This is a genomic window from Enterococcus columbae DSM 7374 = ATCC 51263 (genome assembly GCF_000406925.1).
Taxonomy (GTDB): domain Bacteria; phylum Bacillota; class Bacilli; order Lactobacillales; family Enterococcaceae; genus Enterococcus_E; species Enterococcus_E columbae.
Genome location: NZ_KE136347.1, coordinates 230,548 through 252,857, shown reverse-complemented (window position 1 = coordinate 252,857; position 22,310 = coordinate 230,548). Strand labels below are relative to the sequence as shown.

At 35.7% G+C, this 22,310-nt stretch carries 21 protein-coding genes and 1 tRNA gene; 7 read left to right on the top strand and 15 right to left on the bottom strand.

The window, feature by feature from the left end:
* Positions 1-16: 16 nt before the first annotated feature.
* The 7 genes from RK02_RS01270 to RK02_RS01240 form a co-directional block, all read right to left on the bottom strand.
* Positions 17-460, bottom strand: a complete 444-nt coding sequence (locus RK02_RS01270; protein ID WP_016182421.1) for a GtrA family protein — start codon at positions 458-460, stop codon at positions 17-19.
* 130 nt (positions 461-590) lie between these two features.
* Entirely contained in the window at positions 591-1,889 is a 1,299-nt protein-coding gene (gene asnS, locus RK02_RS01265) for an asparagine--tRNA ligase (protein WP_016182420.1), read from the bottom strand.
* 48 nt (positions 1,890-1,937) lie between these two features.
* Positions 1,938-3,125 (bottom strand): pyridoxal phosphate-dependent aminotransferase, encoded by a 1,188-nt coding sequence (locus RK02_RS01260; RefSeq protein WP_016182419.1) that lies wholly within the window; start codon positions 3,123-3,125, stop codon positions 1,938-1,940.
* Positions 3,126-3,151: 26 nt separating this feature from the next.
* The gene (locus RK02_RS01255; protein ID WP_016182418.1) at positions 3,152-3,646 is read right to left on the bottom strand and encodes a cell wall elongation regulator TseB-like domain-containing protein; all 495 of its coding nucleotides are present in this window, start codon (positions 3,644-3,646) and stop codon (positions 3,152-3,154) included.
* A gap of 93 nt (positions 3,647-3,739) precedes the next feature.
* Complete coding sequence (locus tag RK02_RS01250) at positions 3,740-6,451, bottom strand: exonuclease domain-containing protein (protein WP_016182417.1); 2,712 nt, start codon at positions 6,449-6,451, stop codon at positions 3,740-3,742.
* A gap of 177 nt (positions 6,452-6,628) precedes the next feature.
* Positions 6,629-7,546 carry a peptidoglycan DD-metalloendopeptidase family protein gene (locus RK02_RS01245; protein WP_016182416.1) on the bottom strand — a complete coding sequence of 306 codons (918 nt, stop codon included), beginning with the start codon at positions 7,544-7,546 and terminating at the stop codon, positions 6,629-6,631.
* 37 nt (positions 7,547-7,583) lie between these two features.
* A tRNA-Arg gene (locus RK02_RS01240) sits at positions 7,584-7,657 on the bottom strand.
* 389 nt (positions 7,658-8,046) lie between these two features.
* On the opposite strand from RK02_RS01240, the gene RK02_RS01235 reads away from it, so the two are divergent.
* Positions 8,047-8,247 carry a cold-shock protein gene (locus RK02_RS01235; RefSeq protein ID WP_016182415.1) on the top strand — a complete coding sequence of 67 codons (201 nt, stop codon included), beginning with the start codon at positions 8,047-8,049 and terminating at the stop codon, positions 8,245-8,247.
* Between the two features lie 58 nt (positions 8,248-8,305).
* Entirely contained in the window at positions 8,306-8,455 is a 150-nt protein-coding gene (locus RK02_RS12210; protein WP_018451610.1) for a hypothetical protein, read from the top strand.
* Between the two features lie 533 nt (positions 8,456-8,988).
* Here RK02_RS12210 and RK02_RS01225 read toward each other — a convergent pair.
* The 3 genes from RK02_RS01225 to RK02_RS01215 all read right to left on the bottom strand — a co-directional run bounded on the left by RK02_RS01225 (position 8,989) and on the right by RK02_RS01215 (position 11,861).
* Positions 8,989-9,594, bottom strand: a complete 606-nt coding sequence (locus RK02_RS01225) for a VanZ family protein (RefSeq protein ID WP_016182414.1) — start codon at positions 9,592-9,594, stop codon at positions 8,989-8,991.
* 62 nt (positions 9,595-9,656) lie between these two features.
* Positions 9,657-10,847: a DEAD/DEAH box helicase gene (locus RK02_RS01220; RefSeq protein WP_016182413.1), complete on the bottom strand. Its 1,191-nt coding sequence runs from the start codon at positions 10,845-10,847 to the stop codon at positions 9,657-9,659.
* A 15-nt stretch (positions 10,848-10,862) separates the two neighbouring features.
* Complete coding sequence (locus tag RK02_RS01215) at positions 10,863-11,861, bottom strand: Gfo/Idh/MocA family protein (RefSeq protein WP_016182412.1); 999 nt, start codon at positions 11,859-11,861, stop codon at positions 10,863-10,865.
* Positions 11,862-12,079: 218 nt separating this feature from the next.
* On the opposite strand from RK02_RS01215, the gene RK02_RS01205 reads away from it, so the two are divergent.
* A complete protein-coding gene (locus tag RK02_RS01205) occupies positions 12,080-13,399 on the top strand; it encodes a serine hydrolase (protein ID WP_016182411.1) in 1,320 nt (439 codons plus the stop codon).
* 54 nt (positions 13,400-13,453) lie between these two features.
* On the opposite strand, the gene RK02_RS01200 is transcribed toward RK02_RS01205, so the two are convergent.
* The 3 genes from RK02_RS01200 to RK02_RS01190 all read right to left on the bottom strand — a co-directional run bounded on the left by RK02_RS01200 (position 13,454) and on the right by RK02_RS01190 (position 15,743).
* Positions 13,454-14,176 (bottom strand): DUF5105 domain-containing protein, encoded by a 723-nt coding sequence (locus RK02_RS01200; RefSeq protein ID WP_016182410.1) that lies wholly within the window; start codon positions 14,174-14,176, stop codon positions 13,454-13,456.
* Positions 14,177-14,396: 220 nt separating this feature from the next.
* Positions 14,397-14,888, bottom strand: a complete 492-nt coding sequence (locus RK02_RS01195; RefSeq protein WP_016182409.1) for an HD domain-containing protein — start codon at positions 14,886-14,888, stop codon at positions 14,397-14,399.
* A gap of 90 nt (positions 14,889-14,978) precedes the next feature.
* Positions 14,979-15,743, bottom strand: coding sequence for a TrmH family RNA methyltransferase (locus tag RK02_RS01190; protein WP_016182408.1), 765 nt, complete (start codon positions 15,741-15,743; stop codon positions 14,979-14,981).
* 94 nt (positions 15,744-15,837) lie between these two features.
* Here RK02_RS01190 and RK02_RS01185 point away from each other — a divergent pair, with 94 nt between their 5' ends.
* The 4 genes from RK02_RS01185 to RK02_RS01170 all read left to right on the top strand — a co-directional run bounded on the left by RK02_RS01185 (position 15,838) and on the right by RK02_RS01170 (position 19,013).
* Entirely contained in the window at positions 15,838-16,125 is a 288-nt protein-coding gene (locus RK02_RS01185) for an acylphosphatase (RefSeq protein ID WP_016182407.1), read from the top strand.
* A gap of 99 nt (positions 16,126-16,224) precedes the next feature.
* Complete coding sequence (yidC, locus tag RK02_RS01180) at positions 16,225-17,190, top strand: membrane protein insertase YidC (protein WP_016182406.1); 966 nt, start codon at positions 16,225-16,227, stop codon at positions 17,188-17,190.
* Positions 17,191-17,310: 120 nt separating this feature from the next.
* Positions 17,311-18,258: an AEC family transporter gene (locus RK02_RS01175; protein ID WP_016182405.1), complete on the top strand. Its 948-nt coding sequence runs from the start codon at positions 17,311-17,313 to the stop codon at positions 18,256-18,258.
* A gap of 74 nt (positions 18,259-18,332) precedes the next feature.
* The gene (locus RK02_RS01170) at positions 18,333-19,013 is read left to right on the top strand and encodes a metal-dependent hydrolase (protein WP_016182404.1); all 681 of its coding nucleotides are present in this window, start codon (positions 18,333-18,335) and stop codon (positions 19,011-19,013) included.
* A 60-nt stretch (positions 19,014-19,073) separates the two neighbouring features.
* Here the strand turns inward: RK02_RS01170 and glyS are convergent, their stop codons facing one another.
* Both glyS and glyQ read right to left on the bottom strand, forming a co-directional pair.
* A complete protein-coding gene (gene glyS / locus RK02_RS01165; protein ID WP_016182403.1) occupies positions 19,074-21,143 on the bottom strand; it encodes a glycine--tRNA ligase subunit beta in 2,070 nt (689 codons plus the stop codon).
* A gap of 4 nt (positions 21,144-21,147) precedes the next feature.
* Positions 21,148-22,059, bottom strand: a complete 912-nt coding sequence (glyQ, locus tag RK02_RS01160) for a glycine--tRNA ligase subunit alpha (RefSeq protein WP_016182402.1) — start codon at positions 22,057-22,059, stop codon at positions 21,148-21,150.
* Positions 22,060-22,310 lie beyond the last annotated feature (251 nt).

Sequence of the window (22,310 nt, the reverse complement as noted above, 5' to 3'; positions counted from 1 at the left end):
TAAATTTTAAGTTATTTTATATTTTCTCTTTTGCTTTTTTAAAAATAACCAATTTACTAAATCCATAATTAGAGACAATGACAATAAATTGCGAAACAAACTTAGCAATAAAGTTATTTGTCTTTAATATCTCTAAACAAAAAGATAATGAACCCATATCTAATCCTAAAGTAACAATCCGAGCAGCAAAGAATAAAACTAACTCTTTCAACGTTTCCGAATACGTTTTATTTTTCGACTGAAATACCCACAACTTATTCGTAATATAAGCAAACAGCACCGAAACTACCCAAGAGATAAAATTACTGACAACGTAATTCACATCCAAAATACTTAAAAATACAAAATAGGTAACAAAATTAACCAAAAAAGTCAGACCGCCAAAAAAAAGATAGGCGATAATTTCCCACAAATTTTTTTCTTCTAAATAATTTTTCACCTGCACAATTAGGCGCAACATCTTCACCTCACTAATTTACACCAGACCATTGTAACCAATTTACTCTAAAATAGCAAATCACAAAAGAAAAATTTAAGCTTTAAACCACTTAAAAAAGACACAAGCCATTTAAGCTCGTGTCTAAAATAGTTTATGGATAAATCCGGTTTAATAAACGTGGGAATGGGCTGGCTTCACGCACATGGTCAATACCAGCAATCCAAGTCACGGTTCTTTCTAAGCCTAAACCGAAACCAGAATGTGGCACAGTCCCATATTTACGTAAATCTAAGTACCAAGCATATTCTTTTTCGTCCAAGCCGTGTTGCTTAATTTGCGCTAGTAAATAGTCATAGTCAGTTGCCCGTTCTGAACCTCCGATAATTTCACCATAACCTTCTGGTGCAATTAAATCGGCACAGATTACCACATCATCTCGTGTTGGATGTGGTTTCATGTAAAACGGCTTAATTGCCTTTGGATAATTCATGATAAATACTGGTTGTTCAAAGGAATTAGCGATAAATGTTTCATGTGGAGAGCCAAAATCATCTCCCCATTGAATATCATCAAAGCCATTTGCTTGCAAGCGTTCAATCGCTTCATCGTAGCTAATACGCGCATATGGTAGTTTAGTATATTTTTCTAATACACTGCGATCTCTTCCTAAAACATCTAAAGCATAATCACAATGATCTAAAACATTTTGAACTAAATAAGCCACATATTGCTCTTGAATTTCTAGACTTTCTTCTTGATGCATAAACGCCATTTCTGGTTCAATCATCCAAAACTCAATCAAATGACGACGCGTTTTTGATTTTTCAGCACGGAAGGTTGGCCCAAACGAGAACACGCGTCCCATCGCCATTGCAGCAGCTTCCATATATAATTGACCAGATTGTGATAAGTAAGCCTTTTGATCAAAATAATTCGTTTCAAATAAATCAGTCGTACCTTCAGGCGCAGAACCAGTTAAAATAGGTGGGTCTACTTTTACAAAACCATGATTATTGAAAAACTCATAGGATGCACGAATGATTTCATTACGAATTTGCATAATCGCATGTTGTTTTGATGAACGTAACCATAAATGACGGTGATCCATTAAAAAGTCTGTTCCATGCTCTTTTGGCGTAATTGGATATTCATGACTTTCACCAATTACTTCGATATTTTGAATGCCGATTTCATAACCAAATTTTGAACGAGCATCTTCTCTGATTTCACCAATAATCCAAACAGAGGTTTCTTGGTTTAATCCTTTAGCTAATTGAAATACCTCTTCAGGCACTTCACTTTTAACCACTACGCCTTGGAAATACGCAGTTCCATCACGAAGCTGTAAGAAAGCAATTTTCCCACTTGAACGCTTATTAGCCACCCAAGCACCGATCTTAACAACTTCACCAACGTGATTTCTTGAATCAGCAATTTGAATTTGTTTCACGAGAGTCTCTCCAATCTATCTTTTCAAAAAATATATATTAACGGATGATTATTGAGCTTTTCTTTCAACAAAAGCTTTGATCCGTTGAACACTTTTTTCTATTGTTTCCCAATCAGTTGCATAACTAATTCGGACATATTGATCCATCCCAAAACCAGCACCAGTAACTAAAGCCACATGTGCTTCATTTAGCAAGTCCTCTACAAAGCTACTTGCCTCTTGATAACCACACAACTTCAAGGTTTCGCTAACATTGACAAAGAAATAAAAACAAGCTTGTGGTTTTTGAACCTTAAACCCTGGAATTTCTTTTAATAGCGGGTAAAGGCGATTGAGCCGTTCTTCAAATACTTTACGCATCGCTTCCACTGAAGACTGATCACCCGTTAAGGCTTCTAAAGCTGCATATTGACTAACTGCCGTTGGATTACTCGTAGACTGAGAAGCAATCTTAATCATTCCTTGGATAATTTCTTCTTTTCCTACTGCAAAACCAATTCGCCAACCAGTCATTGCATAGGTTTTAGAAACACCATTAATGACAATTGTATTGTCTTTAATCGCTTCACCTAGCATCGCAATTGAAGTAAAGGTATGCTCACCATAAATTAAGCGACCATAAATATCGTCAGCTACAATTAAGATTTGATTGTCTACTGCCCATTGACCAATCGCTTGTAATTCCTCTGGGCTATAAATCATGCCAGTTGGATTAGAGGGGGAATTAATGATGATTGCTTTAGTCTTAGCACTACGCACCTTTTCTAAATCAGCCACACTCACTTTAAAACTATCTTCTTCATCAGAGGTAGCAAAAACAGGTACCCCGCCAGCTAATTTTACTTGCTCACTATAACTTACCCAATAAGGTAGTGGAATAATGACCTCATCTGCTTCATCTAAAATAGTTTGAAAAAGTAGATATAAAGCAAATTTTGCCCCATCTGTAATAATCGTCTGATTTACATTATATGTCAAGCCATAATTTTTCTGCATATAATCAACAACCGCTTGTCTTAATTCCGGAATACCTGCAGATTGTGTATAATAGCTTGCCTTTCCTGATTGAATCGCTGCGATAGCCGCCTTTTGAATATTTTCTGGTGTTGCAAAATCAGGCTCACCAACCGTTAAGCTTAAAACATCAATTCCTTGTGCTTTTAATGCCTTGGCTTTAGCAGCCGCTGCTAAAGTAGCAGATGGTGCTAACGCTTGAACTTTTTTTGATAAATTCATTTCACTCATCCCTTTTTTCTATTGTCTTACTCATTTTTTAATTTTTCACCAGTTTTATAACCATAAAAATGATATTGAAAAATTCCTTCACTATTTTTGGTGACTACTTCCCAAACCACCTGTTTTCTTCTCATACCAATCGCTAGTTTAGTAATCTTTTCATTCGGATAATCATTAGCCACCTGCTGAGAAATCTCAGCTTCACTATAGCCATCTTTTTGATTATAAATGTGCACTTTACCACTTTTTTGATTAATCAAGACTAGCTTGGATTTTCCAGTATCATCCTTACCTAACACACTAAAATAGGTCGCTTTACGATTAAACCAATAAAATTGATCAATCTCAGCAATTTTAGCGTATTTTGTCGCGATTTCACTAGCCTCACTGCGAGCTTGGCGATAGGGCTTAGTCGCTTTTAAATAAAATAGACAACTCAATAAAATAATTGCTAATAAAAAATAAATTCCGCCTAGCAAGAAAATATTTAGCTTATGTTCTTTTGCTTTGCTTCGTTTCAAATAACTTCCTATCTCCTTTCCATTTTTGGCATTTATTATTATAGCAGATTATCCAGTAATTACTGCTATTTTCAAAAATAAATAGAAAGAAATTTAATTTTTTTCATCACTTTCATCAGCAAGCACTAAATATTCTTGCCAGTGCAATTGCTTAGGTAAAATCTTCTGCATTTTCTTCCCGTAAGCGGTCGTTACAATGCGCTTATCTAATACCATTAAGGTACTTTCCTTAGAAAAATCTAGCAAATCAAAAGCACGTCTTAAACGCAAAGTTGCTTGCGGCAAGGAATCATTGTAGAAAGGATCTAGCCCTTGTTTTTTTAAATATTCATAATACCATTTGGTCTTTGTTGATGTAGGATTACTAAACAGCAAACGAGCAATAATCACCTTAGGAAAATGTAGCTTGCTTAAATTACTATCAACTAGATGCTGCATCAATATAAAGACTAATGGATGATTCGCTGATTCAAAGCGTTTCAAGATTTTAGCTAAACTACTATTCACCCCTACTGCCAAAATTTCTTGGCCTTGCTTAGTTAGTTGCTCATGAATTGCTTGATAGACTCCTGTCAACACTTCTTGTGAATTGAACACAACCAGACAAGCTTCTTCTTTGACTAATGCTTGCCTAATTTTACTTGAAAGATAATCAACATAACTATCCGTATCAGCTTCTGGTATAGATAGTCCGTTTTTGGGCACCAAAAGCTTTACCTGTAAATTTTCTTCAGCAAAGGTTAGGCGCTTAATCGGCGCTTGAATATGTGTGCGACGTTGAATATAGTCTTTATCAAAAGGTAGATAAAACCCACTGCCAACAGCGATCACCTTAGTAAATTGCTCATTTAAATAAGCAAACATTGGATGTAAACGAGCAAAAGCATAGTAATTTAGCGTGACCTGTTGCTTGGCAGCATCAATTAAAAACGTATGTAGTGTCGGTGTCTGCCAATCTTCAAACCAATCTTTTAAAATTTGTTGATGTTCTTGTAACGCTTGGGCATATTCAAAACATTCTTTAACAAAAGGATAGTCTACCTCCGAATGATTCTGTTTATTGTTTGCTTGCGTTTTTAATTGGTCAATTAAAGTAACAATTTCGGCATAGGCTTTCAATAATTGTTGACTATTTCGATATAAGCGCACAGGTAATTGAGTAGCCCTTGCTTGGGTCCAAATTTGTTCTGAAGGATGATTGAAATATTCAATCCATTCTTCAAAAAATTGTCGTTGTATTTCATCAACTAGTCTTACAACTGCCGCCAAATGATTTAGTGATTGCTTAATTGGCTCGATTAATAATGGACGTTGCGCATTTGCCCACTCTAACACACGGGCTAATAATTTATCTGCTTGTTTATTATTAAATACCATAGCCGGACGATTAGTGAGAGTAGCCAATAAATATTGAAACTCAGCAAATAAAATCTGCTTAAAACGTTCATTTGCTAATAAATCATCTAATTTTCGTTCACATAATTGCTGATGATTCACTAAAACAACTTGACTGGTCAACAAACGTTGGTTGCGCCAGGTAATAAAATCAGCCTGCTCAAATATAGACGGCAACTTAATCGTTTGGTCTTTCTGACAAGAAACTTCTTTAAAAAACGGTTGGTCTTCGTTATATAAGCCAAGCTCGCTCCATTCGCCAGTCGTCGTTTCCGTCAGCCAAACCAAAATCATCATTTGATATAAAGCAGTTAATTTCTGATCAGTTTTTTTTTCGAGGCTTAACTTAAACTTAAATAAATCAATGTAGGACTCTTCAGCATAATAATTCATCATTTGATTCATAAAAGTAAATTGTACCTGCTCATTTGAACTCAAGGCATACCACTCTTTAACAAATTCATCTGAGGCGTAACTCAAAATAATCGGCTGATTTGCTCTCACTTGAAATTCAATTGGCAAGAAGAAAAGTCTAGGCGTAAATTGACTAGCCGACAATTCAATTAGCAGGGGTTCTGTTTGTCCTTCAGTTGAAAATTGTTGATGTAACAAATTCATCAGCTTAGCTTGTTCTTTACCTAGTGTCCACTGATTGGCAAAATACTTTTCCTTGCCTTTTTTGGTTTTAGGAAATGAAAGGTTGCTGTCTATGGCGAACTGGCGCTCATTTAAAACTGTTCGCCTTTTTAAAACCAAGTCGTCCACTTTAAAAAATTGCTTTGGATCAAAAATCTCGGGTGCGACCTCTCTTTGGTGATAAATTTTTTGAATATATTCACCTGTTTGTCGGCTTAAATTAGGCGCTAAAGGTAAAATTTGTCCCAAGGTGGCTAAGGGCAAGCTTTTTATTTTCTCAGTTAAATGCAAAAATAATTGTGCCGTTACATAAGCATCACTATCCGCTTGATGTGGACGGTCATGCTTAAAACCTAAGCTTTCAACTAAATCGTTTAGACGAAAGCTTTTGGCTGTTGGTAGAAAAATTTGAGCCAATTCAACCGTATCGATTGCATCAATTGTAAGCTTTGGAAACCCATATTTGACAAAGGTTTTAGATAAAAAAGTATAATCGAAATGAACATTATGGGCTACAAAAATAGTTCCAGCTAATAAATGATAAATGGTTTCAGCGACATCCTCAAAATACGGAGCATTTTTTAACCGACGATTATCTAAATGTGTTAATCGCTGAATCATTTTAGGAATCGGTTTGCCAGGATTAATATCGGTAGCAAAGGTATGAATCATTTGCCCATTTTCCACTAAAGTACAAGCAAACTGGATAATCTGGTCTTCCTTAGCATTTGTTCCTGTCGTTTCAATATCGACAACTGCATAGATTTTTCCCAAATGAATCCTCCTTCCTATTAGCCTAATTATCTGGACATCATTATTACAAGATTACACTTACCTAGTATAACCAATTTTTAGGAAAAAAAACAATAAAAAAACAGTATTGCTATCTAGATAAAGCACTAACATCGAGAAAAACTCAATAAGCGCCAAACTATATAGCAATAGCTGCCCTTAACTCCAAAACCAATCTTGAATATATGATTCAAGGTAAGGCTGTGGATTAATATATTCACGCCAGAATTGTTTGGATAAACCAAAATGTAAATGAACACCAGTCGCATAACCAGTATCCCCCATTAATCCAATAACCTGACCAGTTGTAATTTCTTGATTTTTTACCACCAAACTCTTGGTTAAATGAAAATAATAGGAATACAAGCCATTATCGTGTTGTAAAACGACATAATTACCGGCACTATAGTGATTACCAGTATCTACCACAACCCCTTCTCTAGCAGCTAGAATTTCTTGATTTCTTGTTCCATATAAATCAATGCCATCATGCTGAGTCCCCGATTGGCCAGTCGGATCTTCTCGATTGCCAAACGGACTGGTAACATATAATGGTGTTTTTAAAGGTGATTGAAATTGTGGTATATTAGCTAAACCATACCATGCAATTTTTTCATCGTGCCAGCCTAGCTTAACAAGTGCATTTTGCTCACCTAAACTTGCAGTAAAATTATGGGTACCAACCCTCGCATTAGGGTTAAAAGCTCGATAAATAGGTACTCCTTGATTAGAATCAGAATACCACCCAATATTTTCATCACGCCAACCTGCTCGAATTAAAAATTGACGTTCATTCCCATCTAAAGTATAGTGATGATCTCCTGCATTAGGATTATATAAACGATACACCGGTTGCCCATTTGCTGGCGCATACCAAGCAACACCTTCATATTTCCAACCTAGACTAACTAAATTTTTTCTCTCAGCTAGTGCACTAGTATAGAAATGCTCCCCACTATTTGGATTATACATACGATACATGCTCTTAGCTTGAACATCAGCCTTAGTAAGGGTTGGGAAAAATAGCAATACTGATAGTGAGACTGTTGCTAAAGTAAAACCTAATAACTTCTTCATTTTTCTCAGTCCTAATTCATTAATTTATTGTAAAATACGTCCCCGACTGGAATCGAACCAGCGACATACCGCTTAGGAGGCGGTCCCTCTATCCTACTGAGGTACGAGGACAATGGAAATATTAATTAACAAAAGTTATTCTACTATTTGTTGATTATAAATTCAAGCACTTCCGCCAATAATAAAATTTGCAAACCAGCAATCTTCAGCTAAAAACTAAGCATTATTTAAAATTAAAGGAACAAAAAGCCTCTTTGAAAGAGAATGGCGAACAATATTTTGCAATTTCTGCCTAATATTATTAATTTTTTCGATTTTTTTGTATTTTTAGTGAAAATCGCTATCAAATTATAAAAATATATGTTACAATAACATTGTAGTTTTTTGTAATGGTAATTTATGGTAGCTTGTTTCATCGAATAATAAACATCTTCCACAAGTTCGCCTGAACAAGTAATTGCAATAAAGTATGTGTTTTAACACAAGGAGGATATTTATTTATGCAAACAGGTACAGTTAAATGGTTTAACGCTGAAAAAGGATTCGGATTTATCACAGGTGAAGATGGAAACGACGTATTTGTACACTTTTCAGCTATCCAAGGCGAAGGTTTCAAAACATTAGAAGAAGGACAATCTGTTACTTTTGATGTAGAACAAGGCGCACGCGGACCACAAGCGACAAACGTGGTAAAAGGCTAATTATAAATTTTAACGTAATTCAGGCATTCATCGCCCATCCTCTATAGGTGGGTGATGAATGCCATTCGGTATGAGGGTTACTGTTGGTAACTCGAAGACCGAAAAGATAAATGCTACAATTAGTTTGATTCCAAGCATGATGGTGCAATTCCAGTGTGAAGGCGCTCAAGTGAAAGATATTGAGTTAGCGCCACAAGTAAAACTGTAAGACTTGAAGACATTCGTGACGATGCGAGTGTAACAATGATTATGACTAGAGTGAAAAACAAACTGAATCTATCATAACGTTGTGTGGTTATTATTTCGACCGACGATAAAAATAAATCAAAAAAAACCGTAGGAACTACGGGGATAGCTTGGTATATAAGAGACACCGCTGTTAGTGAAAAAATAAGCTATCAAGTATGCTCTATTCCCAAGAAGCTCCCACTTCAAGCGTTAAGAACCGTTAGGTTTAGCTAAGTGGAGAGTAGTTCACTCATAGAATAATATTTATTAGCTCTATTGAAGTCTATCGTTTAACGATAGACTTTTTTATTTTTATTTAAAAGTGTGAAACAAGTTGGTTAAACATGAGAAAATTGGAATTTACTCAGTCTTGAAAAAGTAAAAAATTTATTCAAGACTGGCAAATTTTCTGCCCAGCTGACTAATCTAATTGTCTTTACTAAAAAAACTATCTTGAAAAGGTCATATACCTTTCCAAGATAGTTTTTCGTATTTAAGCTTTCAATCATTCGATTATTTAATCCATTTTTTGACATAGTTCCCACATTTGCTACATGATACTAGTAAGCCAAAAATAAAACCTAGAGTATTTAATAAAAGATCACCTATATCAAACACTCCCACCTTTAAGCTATACTGTAAAACTTCACAGAAAAAAATAAAAGCTATGAATAAGAGTATATTTTTATAATTCAATTTAAAAAGTAAGCCTAGTGGAACAAACATTAGTAGATTGAAAAGTGGAACCAAAAAATCTATGCTAGCCATATCCTTAAAATAGGTTACTACATTAAGATTCAACCCTTGGACACCACGACTTTTCAAAAACAACACGAAAAATATCCCTAAAAAATAGATAACATATAACAAGATAATTAATTTTAAGCTTAGTTGCCTCGTATAAACAGTCCTGATACACAAAAATAAAATAATAGTAAGAATAAGTATCATTATTAAAGGACGCCAAAAATCAACGCCACTATTAGCAAAGCCAATAATGCCAATAGCATAAAAATAGACAAAGTTCATATAGAACCATCGACAAATTAGAAAAGAGCAAACAAAAGTTATTACATCTAAAAATTTTGTAGACAGAAGTAGCCTTTTCAACTTTTCCATCATACATTCCTCCAACTTGTAGACTACAAAACCTAAGTCTGCTGACCTAGGTTTTGAAATTTTTATTTTTTACGAATTTTTTTATTTTTATCTTTCTTTTTTATTTTAGGTGTTTTTGCACCACTTTCTTTTTGTGGTTTTTCTTTGGTAACTTGCCCTGCGTATAGATAGTATTCCTCGGCAGTTAAATCCAAATCCTGCAATAATTTTTTATACTCGCGTACCTGATGCGCTTCAAGAAGCGTAAGCACCATTCCATCATGCCCCATTCGCCCTACTCGGCCTGCACGGTGCAAATAGCTAGCTTTATCTTGAGGAATATCAACATTGATTACATAAGGCAGTTCTACGATATCTAAACCTCTAGCTGCAATATCGGTAGACAGTAATAGGGTTGATTTTCCTTCCTTAAAGGCAGTTAGAGCCAGCTTACGCATCAGTTTATTTTGATCAGATGCTAAAGAAGAAACGGCTAATTGATGATACAATAATTTATCCTCTGCAGCCCCTAAATCACTTAATTGATTAAAGAATACTAAAGCTTGCATCGATGGAATGTGGGCAATCCTTCTCAAGGCATCTACAGATTGGCGTTTTGGCCAAATAATATAGCCATGGAAAATCCTCCCTTGACTATCATCTTGATCAGTCACATCCACAAGTGATAGATTTTTTTGATAATATTTGGCAAATAATGTAGGTAAATTTTGTCCACTTGCTGAAAAAGCTGTTAGTTGAACATTTTTATCGACAGCTTTCATAACATGTCCTAATAAGCTCGCTTCTTTACTGGCTAATAACTGATCCGCTTCATCCAAAATTAACGTCTTGATTAAATGCAACTTTAGTTTTCGTTGCTGGACTAATTCAACCACCCGACCGACAGTTCCGATAATCACTTCCGGTTTTTCTTTTAATTTTTCAATTTGACGTTTAATATTTGCGCCACCAATTAAAGGTTGCACCTTTAAATCTAAATCATTCGCCCAAGCTCTAGCAACCTCCGTAACCTGCATCGCTAATTCTTGGGTGGCAGTTAAAATCAAAACTTGCGTCAGTTGTTTCTCTTTTATCTGAAGCATAGCCGGTAAAAGGTAGGCTAAGGTTTTACCTGAACCAGTCGGCGAAACCCCCACAAATGACTCACCTTGTATCATTCGATTGAAGGCCTCTTCTTGAATTTTTGTTGGTTGGCTAAATTGTTGCTGTTGCCAACGTTTTTGCCAAGCATCTGGCAAATGATTTACTTGCATTTCATCATTCCTTATCTATTTTTTATCTGCAGCAAAAACAATTCCTGCTTGTTTGCGCATCGTCGTAATTAATTCATTTACAATAATGGACTGGCTTTGTAATTGCTGATATTTTTCTTGCATGATTCTATCATCAATGTTTTCAATAATTTTAGCAAATTGAAAAGCTTCCTCAACCATTGGATTATTTGCCACTCCATTAGCTACTGGATAAGTTTGTTTAGCCTGACGATTGTAATAATTAGCCTGTTCAATTGCATTAATCCCATTTAAATAAAGTGTACCATCCGTTAAATAGACTTCTGATGGTAAATTTGAATCCGCAATTTTCCCTTGTTGAATCGTTACATCAAAATCCTTATAGCGTAAAATAATTGTCCCTAATCCATCAACACCGGTAGCAATTTTTCGAGCAAAATAATAGGCTTCAGCTGGTTTGCCAAACCAACCGACTGCTGCATAGATTGGATAAACGCCAATATCAGCAATTGCTCCACCTGAAAATTTAGGTGAAAATATATTTGGTTCTTCTCCTGCTAGGACTTGATCGTAGCGAGAAGAATATTTCATATAGGTAAAGTTCGCACCGATAATTGTTTTACTTGCCAAAAATTCCTTAACTAAAGCAAAATTTTCCTCTTGTAAATGTCTAGCTGCCTCAATGACACAAACCTTTTGTTGCTGGCTTAATGCGACAATTTCAGCCATCTCCTCTTGAGTTGAAAAAGCTAGCTTTTCGACAATAACATTTTTTCCAGCTAAAATCGCTTGTTTGGTTTGTTCAAAATGCAAGCTATTCGGTGAAGCAATATAGACGACATCTACATCGCTTTTAAAAAACAATGCTAATTGATCGAATAAGCGAATTTCTCCTGCATATTTTTCAGCAAATTGCTTAGCTGTTTCCAAACGACGGGAATAAACGGCAGTTAATTCATAACAATTTGTAGACAAGGCAGCTTCAATAAATTGATCCGTAATCCAATTTGTACCAATAATACCTAATTTTAACATATCTTATCTTCCTTTCCACCTATTTTATTCACTTCAATTATACCTTATCCCAATAATAAAAGCCAAAAACACTGGTTTATCAGTTTATTTCTTCTAGATTTTTTGATTCCAACTAAAAAAATGTAATAAAACTCTTCATTTTCTACGGAATACATTGCCATTAGTTTTTGATTTTGATAGAATTTTGTATTAGGTATAACTTTCGGGAGGAGAATATTTTGAAATTTAAACAAAAAATTATTTTTACCTTACTTATTGCAGTGGGAATTTTTATTGGCTGGGTTCATCCAGTAATGGCCGATGATGATTCAACTACTAGCACTTTTTCTATCAATGCTAAGGCCGCAATTGCTGTAGATGCTCAATCTGGCAAGATTTTTTACAGTCAGGATGCCAAAACACCGCTGCCCATTGCTTCAATTTCTAAAATTATCAGTATATTGGTAGTAGAAGATCAGCTTAAGGCTGGTAAACTTTCTTTACAAGATACGGTCACTATTTCACCAGAAATTGCAGCCATAAGTGTTCATCCTGATTTATCCAATGTAGCACTTACTGCTGGTCAAAGCTATACTGTCGAAGAATTAATTCATGCAAGTTTAATCCAATCAGCCAATGCTGCCATTATGGCTTTAGCCGAAAAAGTAGCGGGTTCACAAGATAAATTTGTTGATATGATGAAAGAAACTTTAATCAAACTAGGGATTAAGGATGCTAAAATCGTCAATGTATCTGGTTTAAATAATAGTTATTTAGGGGATATGATTTATCCTGGATCAAGTGCGGAGGATGAAAATGAGCTATCTGCACAAGATGTCGCTATAGTAGCTAGACATCTTATTAATACCTATCCTGAAGTTTTACAAATTAGTCAAATAACTCAAGAAACCTTTGGCGCCAATACAGCTACCCCGACAATAATGACCAATTGGAATAGAATGTTGCCTGGCTTTAGCGATGAAAAATCAGGTGTGGATGGCTTAAAAACCGGAACAACTGATTTAGCTGGTGCTTGTTTTGTAGGTACTATTACCAAGGATAATCGACGGGTGATTACGGTCGTCTTACACGCGAATGACCATCCTAATAATAGCAGTGCGCGCTTTATTGAAACTAGCAAATTAATGGATTACGCCTTAGAGCAATGGCAGTATGTAGAAGTCTTACCCAAAAATCAAGCCTTGCCAAATTTAAAACAAATCAATGTCATTGATGGTAAAGAGCAAAAGGTACCTGTCGCAAATCAAGAACCCATTACGCTATGGGTTCAAAATGGTACAGACCTAAAAAATATTCAATACAGTTATCAATTGTCTGGTAAAGCAATTAGCGATCAGCAATTAATTGCCCCAGCAGCTTCAGGCACTATTGTCGGTCAAATTATTCCCAAAAATCCAACAGATCCTTATGGTTACTTAACGAAAGATTTAGAAAAAGCCACTTATGGTAAGATAATAACCACTCAAAAAGTTGAAAAAGCCAATTTCTTAGTGATCTTCGGTCGAAAAGTAAAAGCCTTCTTCACTAATCTGTTTTAAGCTAAAAAAAGCCAAAGTCTAAAGACACTCATGTCTGACTTTGGCTTTTTGTCTTTATTGTCCTTGTAACATTTTTTCTTGAAACTCATTGGAAAGATCCGTAATAACCTGCATCGTCTCTTTAATAAAGTCTTGCTGATCTTTTTTCCCAAACCAAAAGGCAAGGGTTAAATTTTGTAAGTTCTTAAGCTGACTGTTGGCTATACGCCACTTGTCCTTCTCCTTGGTTAATTCAACCTTGACCTCAACCGGTTTTTTCACAATCCCCGCATCCTTAAGCCCTTGACTAAGCTCGACTGCTAATTCTTTTGCTAAATTATTCGTGTCTTGAGCCAGCGCCGGATTTTTCAGCATTTGCTCAAACATATTGGTCATCGCCGTTTTGAAACCTTGAATAAAGTCCACCCCATAAATTTCATAGGTTACCTCATAAGCATGGTTCTTTTTTTCTTTTACCGACTTAATTTGATATTTGGTTTGCTCTTTTAATACCTGTTTCATACTAGAAGAAATTGTTGCAGCCTCATCTTTAGAAATATTCGATGTTTGCATAATCCCTTGAATCAACTCCTGAGTAAATGCCTCTTCATCCTTTCCATGCATCACCTTTAACGCTTCAGTCGCATCAACAAAATTTTCCTTAAACAATTGTGTTTGCTTATTATAGATAATTGCATCGATAAAAACACTCGCTGCTTCTTTTTCTGACAATGCTTTACTAGAGCTACACGCAGTTAAAAAAAACAAACTAAACAATAAAACTAGCCACTTTTTCATTACTTTCATCTCCAATCCTTTCGCTAATTTTATTATAGCTTAAAACAAATAAAGCACCAACTCGCTACCTTTACATAGTTATTACTAGCTAATAAACAAAAAAATAAAACGAATATTATTCAATTTTTCTAAAAAACAGATAATCGCTATCATTTCTAAACCTAAAAATAAAAAAAAGAGTGCGAAATCCATCACACTCTTAAATATTGAAGTTTACATATTATCTTGCAATAGTTTGCGAAGGTTTGACTTTAAACTTTCGTAGCATCGGTGTTAAAGCTTCTTTAATCGCACAATACTTATCGACAAAAGTCACCACATAGCCTTCTTTATATCTAGGTGGAGCAATCGTTGCGCCCCACATATGTTTAATGATAATATCACGTTCTAAGTCTGATAATTCAGTAATCTTTTCAGCATTTTTCACTGCAATTCTAGGATGCATATAGGCATGAGAGCCTTGCGAAAATTTAGTTGTTCGCCAATCATAATAGAACATATCATGCAAGACACCTGCTCTTGCAGTTGCTTTGGCATTCCAACCCAATTTTTTTGCGATACGATAGCTATAATAAGATACACTTATTGAATGATCTAATCGCGTTGAATGAAAATGCTGTGTAAATTCAGCCAAGCGCTGTACTTCTTCTGTTGCCAACAAATCCCCTACACACGCCAAATACTCCTGGTCATATTGCCATTTTTTTGTCATTCAATTGCCACCTTACTTTTTTCAATCTGTTGCTAGTATACCACTAGAACATAGCCTTGAATAGATTTCTTTTTCATCTTAAAAGATATTTTACTTTTTAATTAATCCATACATCAAAATACCTGCTGCAATGGCTACATTCAAGGATTCTGCTTGACCGAAAATGGGAATATAAATATTTTGATCTGTCAAAGCTAAATATTCCTTAGCTAGTCCCTGTCCTTCATTGCCCATCAATAAAGCAAAATTTTCTTGCATAGGTAATTGATGATATTGAACCGCTTGTTCATTTAATTCCGTACCATAAATGGTCACCTTTAAAGCACGCAACTGTTCAATTGCCTGCTTTAAGGATAGCTGAATTACAGGGAGATGGAACTGACTGCCTTGCATACTGCGTAAAGTCTTAGTCGTATAGATGTCTGCACAGCCCTCTCCTAAAATGACACCAGCAAACCCAGCCGCATCAGCAGTACGAATCATGGTACCGACATTGCCCGGATCTTGCACACAATCAAGCAATAACCAATTGCCTTTTTTAAGAGTAGTTGGCTGCATCGGCATCGCCACTACAGCTAGCATGCCTTGAGGAGTCGGTAATTCAGATAGCTTTTGCAAAACCTCTTCGCTTACTACAATCACTTCAATTGTTTGTTCATTAAACCAATCGCCATATTGCGCTAAAGCTTTTGACGTCACAAACAGATAGTCAATCTGGCTTTGATGTAAAACGGCTTCCTCAATTAGATGAAACCCTTCAATAATATATTGTCTTTCTTGATAGCGATACTTACGTTTATGTAGTTTGACCACTTTTTTGATTAACTCATTTTTGGTTGAAAGAATTTCTTTCATAATTTCACCTCGAAAAAAATTATAGCATAGTTTCTTACCCACAAATAGTGAAAATCAATTATAATGAAAGAAAAAAGGAAAAGAAGGAACAACCATGACAGCAGCAAAAATAAAATTACGAATCAATGTTCAGGGAAAAGTTCAGGGAGTAGGGTTTCGATATATGACTAAAGTTTTAGCTGATGAATTAAAGGTAACTGGTGGGGTGTGGAATGAAATGGACGGTTCAGTCACAATTGAAGCGATTGGTGATTATCCAACACTAGCCAAATTTATTGAAAAAGTAAAAGCCTCCCCTTCTCCTTTTGGTAAAGTAACACACACGACAATAAATAAAGATTGCACCATCAAAGATTCACAAAATTTTAGCATACGTAATTAAAAATTTAAAAAAATGATTATTTACACGCTATTCATTGAAATAGCCATTATTTTTTAGTATAGTATTTCTTGTGTAAATTAAATGCAAAGGAAGAAACAGATGAAATTAAAAAAATGGCTTTTAACTAGTGGTCTACTTTCAATGATTGTCTTTTTATCTGGTTGTGTCAAATTAGATAAAAGTGGCAATCCAGACCCAAACGGTTTGATTTATCGCTTTTTAGTTCAACCCTTAGGTAATCTTATTCATTATTTAGTCAATCATTTTGATTGGAATTATGGCTGGGCGATTATCTTTATTACCGTTGTTGTACGTCTAATTATTTTACCGCTAAGTATCTATCAATCACATAAGATGACGGTGCAATCTGAAAAGATGCAATTCATCAAACCACAATTAGACATTATTCAAAGAAAAATGAAGGAAGCAAAAACGGTCGAGCAACAGCAAAAAGCCCAAAAAGATATGCAACGAATCTATGCCGAAAATAATGTGAGCATGCTTGGTGGAATGGGAGCTGGCTGTCTACCGCTGTTAATTCAAATGCCAATCTTCGCCGCTCTTTTTGCTACCGCAAGATATACGCCTGGAATTGCTAGCGCTAGCTTCTACGGCATTCCTTTAGGTAAGAGTAGCTTATTCTTAGTCATCATTACTGGAGCGTTGTATTTCTTACAAAGCTATTTGAGTATGTTAAATATTCCAGAAGAGCAGAAAAAACAAATGCAAACCATGATGTATGCATCACCAATTATGATGATTTTCTTCTCCTTTAGTTCACCAGCTGGCGTGGCTTTATATTGGACAGTCGGTGGGGTAATTGCTTGTATCCAAACATTAATTGTCAACTTTATTCTACGACCAAGAATTAAAGCACAAATTGCTGAAGAAATGAAGTTGCATCCACCAAAAATTATTGTAACGGAAAATTATTCACTTTCTGAAGCACCAAACAATACTGTCGATAAGAAACGACCACCTCGCAATCAACAGGCACCTAAAAATATTGCGGCGACTAAGAACGCTGGACGCAATGCCGGAAAACAAAATCGTCGAAGAAAATAAATAAAAAAGCCAAATGTAGTCTTAAGATTACATTTGGTTTTTTTATTTACTTTTTTTCGCAATCCTATTGATTGATTCGCAAAATTTTACTAAGCTAGTAGACATTAGGAGGAAAAATACATGCTACAATCCTATTTTAATATTTTTGTGATTTTTATTTTAATGTTTTTGGGTTACTTTCTTTCATTTAAACAGTGGTTTAGTAATCATACTGCCGATACCTTTTCAAAAATGGTACTAAATTTAGGCTTGCCTTGTAATATGTTCATTAATATTACTTCTCAATTTACTAAGCAAGAATTCCTAGCATTATTTTCCGGAATGATTATTCCCTTATTATCGATGAGTTGTACGTTCTTTATTGGCATCCTGCTTAGTAGAAGTCGACTCGTTCAGGTAAATCGACGTGGGGTTTTTGTCACTATGTTTACCTGCTCCAATACGATTTTTATTGGGCTACCTATCAATTTGGCTATTTTTGGTGAAAAAGCAGTCCCTTATGTTTTACTTTATTATATTGTGAATACAAGTCTGTTTTGGACATTTGGTGTTTTTCAAATCACCAAAGATAGTCCCTATTATCAGCAAGCAACTCTTAGTTTTCACCCACTTGTCTTTTTGAAAAAATTATTTTCACCCGCTTTACTCGGATTTATCGTGGGTTTAATTTGGGTATTATGCCAATGGCCAGTTCCAAAAAGTGTCATTCATTTAGGCAATCATTTAGGCAATCTGACCACCCCTTTATCCATGTTTGCAATTGGCATTATGATGTATTTCCAAGGAATTCAAAACCTAAAAATCAATAGAGAAATGCTGTTGGTTTTAATAGGACGTTTTTTACTTTCCCCTTTGATTGTTTGGCTGTGTGCACAGTGGATTCATATTCCTAAAATGATGCTGTTGGTCTTTTTGGTTCAATCCTCGATGCCAGTACAAAATTCGGTTCCTATTTTAGCCAGGACTTATCAAGCTGATGAGGCCTTTGCTGCTAGTACCATGAGTTTTTCAGTATTCATTTATTTATTCTATATTCCTTTGTTATTAATACTATTACCACATATTTAATTAAAAAGAGTAAACAAGCCAAATGACAGATTTGAAGGAAAAGCAGTATAATAAAAGAAAAACGAGGTGATTCTATGAAGATAGCACATTTAGGGCATTCCACCATTTATATCGAGCTGGCTGATCAAACCAAATTAATCATTGATCCGTTTATTGACCATCAGCTACCGGCAAAATGGCAACCAGAAAATCTAAAAGTCGATTATATCCTATTCACTCATGGGCATAGTGATCATGTTGCAAGTGTTTTTGAGTTAATCAAGCACCAACAACCTACTATCATTGCAGTAGCTGAAATTGCTAACTTCTTTGGCAAACTAGGCCAAAAGGTTCATGGAATGAATATTGGGGGTAGCTTTGAATTTCCATTTGGTAAAGTAAGCATGACACATGCCTTACATACCTCTAGCTTAGAATATGAAGGAACTGTCCACTACTTAGGTAATCCAGCTGGTTTTATGATTGAAGCAGATGGCAAAACCCTCTATCATGCCGGTGATACAGCTGAGTTTATGGAAATGGATTTACTTGGTGAAGATTTTGACATTGACTTTGCTTGTCTGCCAATTGGTGATAATTATACAATGGGACCCAAACAAGCCGCTCGTTGTGCCAAACGGATCAAAGCAAAAAAGGTATTGCCGATTCATTACAACACCTTCCCGGTCATTCAACAAGACCCGCAAGCCTTCATTGATTTATTGACTGAGGCAAAAGGCATAGTTTTGCCACTGGGTGAAATATATCAAATCTGATTAAAATAATAAAAAAGCTACAGTGAGTATTTTACCAACTGTAGCTTTTTTGTCGATAACTTATTTAGTAATTAATACGTCTAATTTGGCAATTTTTTCCACTTCAGTCGCCAACTGCTTCAATAAACTCAAGCGATTATTACGAACAGCTTCGTTATCTGCCATAATCATCGTCTCTTCAAAGTACTTCACAATAACTGGCTCAAGTGCTACTAACGCCTCATAGTTAGCTGCTAGATTATCTAAAGAAAGGCCGGCTAGAGTTGTTTGAACTTTTTCTGCAAACTCACGCTCAATCTCCGTTTCAAATAGTGATTCATCAATCTCAACTGATTGATCCGCTTTTTTCGCTAGGTTCACTACCCGTGTTAAAGCCTCCATTGCTGGCTTAAAGCTATCAGCTTGGCTATGTGCTTGCAATAATTGGGCTGCTTTGGCTTGTAATAGCAAATCTTCTTGATTGCTATAAAGGCTAGCATCGATAATATCATAACGAATTTCTGCTAAGCTTAAAGCCTGTTTCAAGCGAGCTGCAAAGAATTCAGTTACTTCTTCAGTAATATTATCTAAAGAAAAACCAAATTCAGCAACTTGCTCATTTAATTTAGCGGCAATTGCTTGAATCAATGTACGGATAGCAAATGACCATTGTTGATCTAATAAAATTCGCACAATTCCATAAGCTTGACGACGCAAAGCATAAGGGTCATTTGAACCACTTGGAATCATACCGGCTGCAAAGAAAGTTAAAACGGCATCTAATTTATCAGCAATTGCTAAAACTGCCCCAATCTTAGAAGCTGGTAAGTCCCCTTCACTTGCAATTGGTAAATAATGCTCACGAATCGCTTTTGCAACACTGGCTTTTTCCCCTTGCAATAAAGCGTATTTTTCACCCATAATTCCTTGTAACTCAGGAAATTCACCGACCATATTCGTCACTAAATCAAACTTATAAATTTGACTTGCACGATTAAGATCAGCTAATTCTTCAGCAGATAAACCGATTTGTTGGCCGAATAATTCGGCAATGACTGTTACACGTTGCATTTTTTGATAAAGACTACCGATTTTTTCATGAAAGGCTACATTTTTCAGCTTGTTCACACAAAAATCAATCGTTAATTTTTGGTCTTCTGCATAGAAGAATTCAGCATCTTCTAAACGCGCGGTTAACACTTTTTGATTGCCCTTAATCACATTGGCCAAATGTTCTTGGTTCCCATTACGCACAGAGATAAAGTGTGGTAATAAATTTCCTTGTTGATCTTTTACCTCGAAGTAGCGTTGATGCTCCTTCATTGATGTAATTAAAACTTCTTGAGGAACAGCCAAATACTTAGGATCAAAGTTACCCACAAAGGCAGTTGGATATTCAACGAGGTTCACCACTTCTTCTAGTAACTCTGGATCAAGGCTCACTTGATAGTTATTTTCCTTAGCAATTTGAGCAATTTGCTCTTCAATCATGGCTTGACGTTTGACTTGGTCGGCAATGACAAATTCTTTTTCTAGATTTACTAAATAATCGTCCGCTTGTTCAAAGGAAGTTTTTTGTCCTAAGAAACGATGACCACGACTAAAACGATCGGTAGTAACATCTAAAATAGTAAATGGAACAACTTCACTTCCATAAAGTGCAACTAACCAATGAATGGGTCTAATATATTCAAAATCATATTTATTCCAATGCATGGTTACTGGGAAGGTCAAGCTAGTAATCACACTTGGTAACTCTTGTAAAACCTCTGTTGTTTTTTTACCAGCTGTATGCTTCGTTACATAAACATACTCCACTCCCTTTAATTCCTTAAAAGTAATGTCATCAGTAGTTAAGCCCTGACCACGTACAAAGCCTTGTGCTGCTTTAGTCCAGTTTCCCTCAGCATCAATGGCAATTTTTTTAGCCGGTCCTTTTACTTCTTCGTGAATATCCGCTTGCTTTTCTACCAAATTGGTAATAAATAACGCTAAACGACGAGGTGTCGAATAACTTTTTATTTCATCATAGGCCAAATGTTTTTCAGCCAAAAATTTTTCTGTCTTTTCTTTTAGTTGTTGCATACTAGGAAATACCACATGTGCTGGCATTTCTTCTAATCCGATTTCTAATAAAAAATTCTTAGCCATAGTTTTACTCCTCTGTTAACCATTTTTCTGCTTCTTCACGTGATAAAAGTGGGAAGCCAAGTTTTTTACGTTCTTCAACAAAGATTTTAGCAACTTCTCTAGCCATATTACGAATACGAGCTAAATAACCTGCACGCTCAGTAACAGAAACTGCTCCTCTGGCATCTAACAAGTTAAAGTTATGACTACATTTCAAAATATAATCATAAGCTGGATGAACTAGATTCTCAGCAATACAACGTTTGGCTTCTGCTTCAAAACGATTGAAGTTTGCTAGTAATAATTCTTGATCACTTAGCTCAAAAGAATATTTTGAATGTTCATATTCAGGATGACGGAAGATTTCCCCATATTTGACCTCTTTAGTCCACTGTAAATCATAGACGCTTTCTACTTCTTGAATATAAGAAGCCAAACGCTCTAGGCCATAAGTAATCTCTGCTGTAACTGGCTGACAAGCTAGGCCACCGACTTGTTGGAAGTAAGTAAATTGGGTAATTTCCATACCATCTAACCAAACTTCCCAGCCTAAACCAGCACAACCCATCGAAGGATTCTCCCAGTTATCTTCAACAAAACGAATATCGTGAGCTAAAGGATCAATTCCTAATAATTTCAAGCTTTCTAAGTAAAGTTCTTGGATATTTTCTGGTGAGGGCTTCATCACCACTTGGAATTGATGGTGTTGATATAAACGGTTAGGATTTTCTCCATAGCGGCCATCTGCTGGTCGTCTTGATGGCTCTACATAGGCGGCATTCCATGGCTCTGGACCAATTGCACGTAAAAAAGTGTATGGGCTCATCGTTCCAGCCCCTTTTTCAGTATCATAGGCTTGCATTAGCATACAGCCATTATCAGACCAAAATTTTTGTAGCGTTAAAATCATTTCTTGAACGGTTAATTTTGTTGACATGAACAATCTCCTTTACTTTGTTTTTAAACAAAACATTCTTGTGAAATCTATATCAATCGACTGACTTCACATCGTTAAATAAAAAAGCCCCTATAGCAATGCAAAAAGCATCACTATAGGGACGAAAAACAAATTTCGCGGTTCCACCCTATTTCCGAATCATCGGCAACTTCATTCATTTGGCTACTCCCAACTGCCACAGATAAAAATATGTTTTCGGCTCACACCCTCCCGAATTCGCTAATAACAGA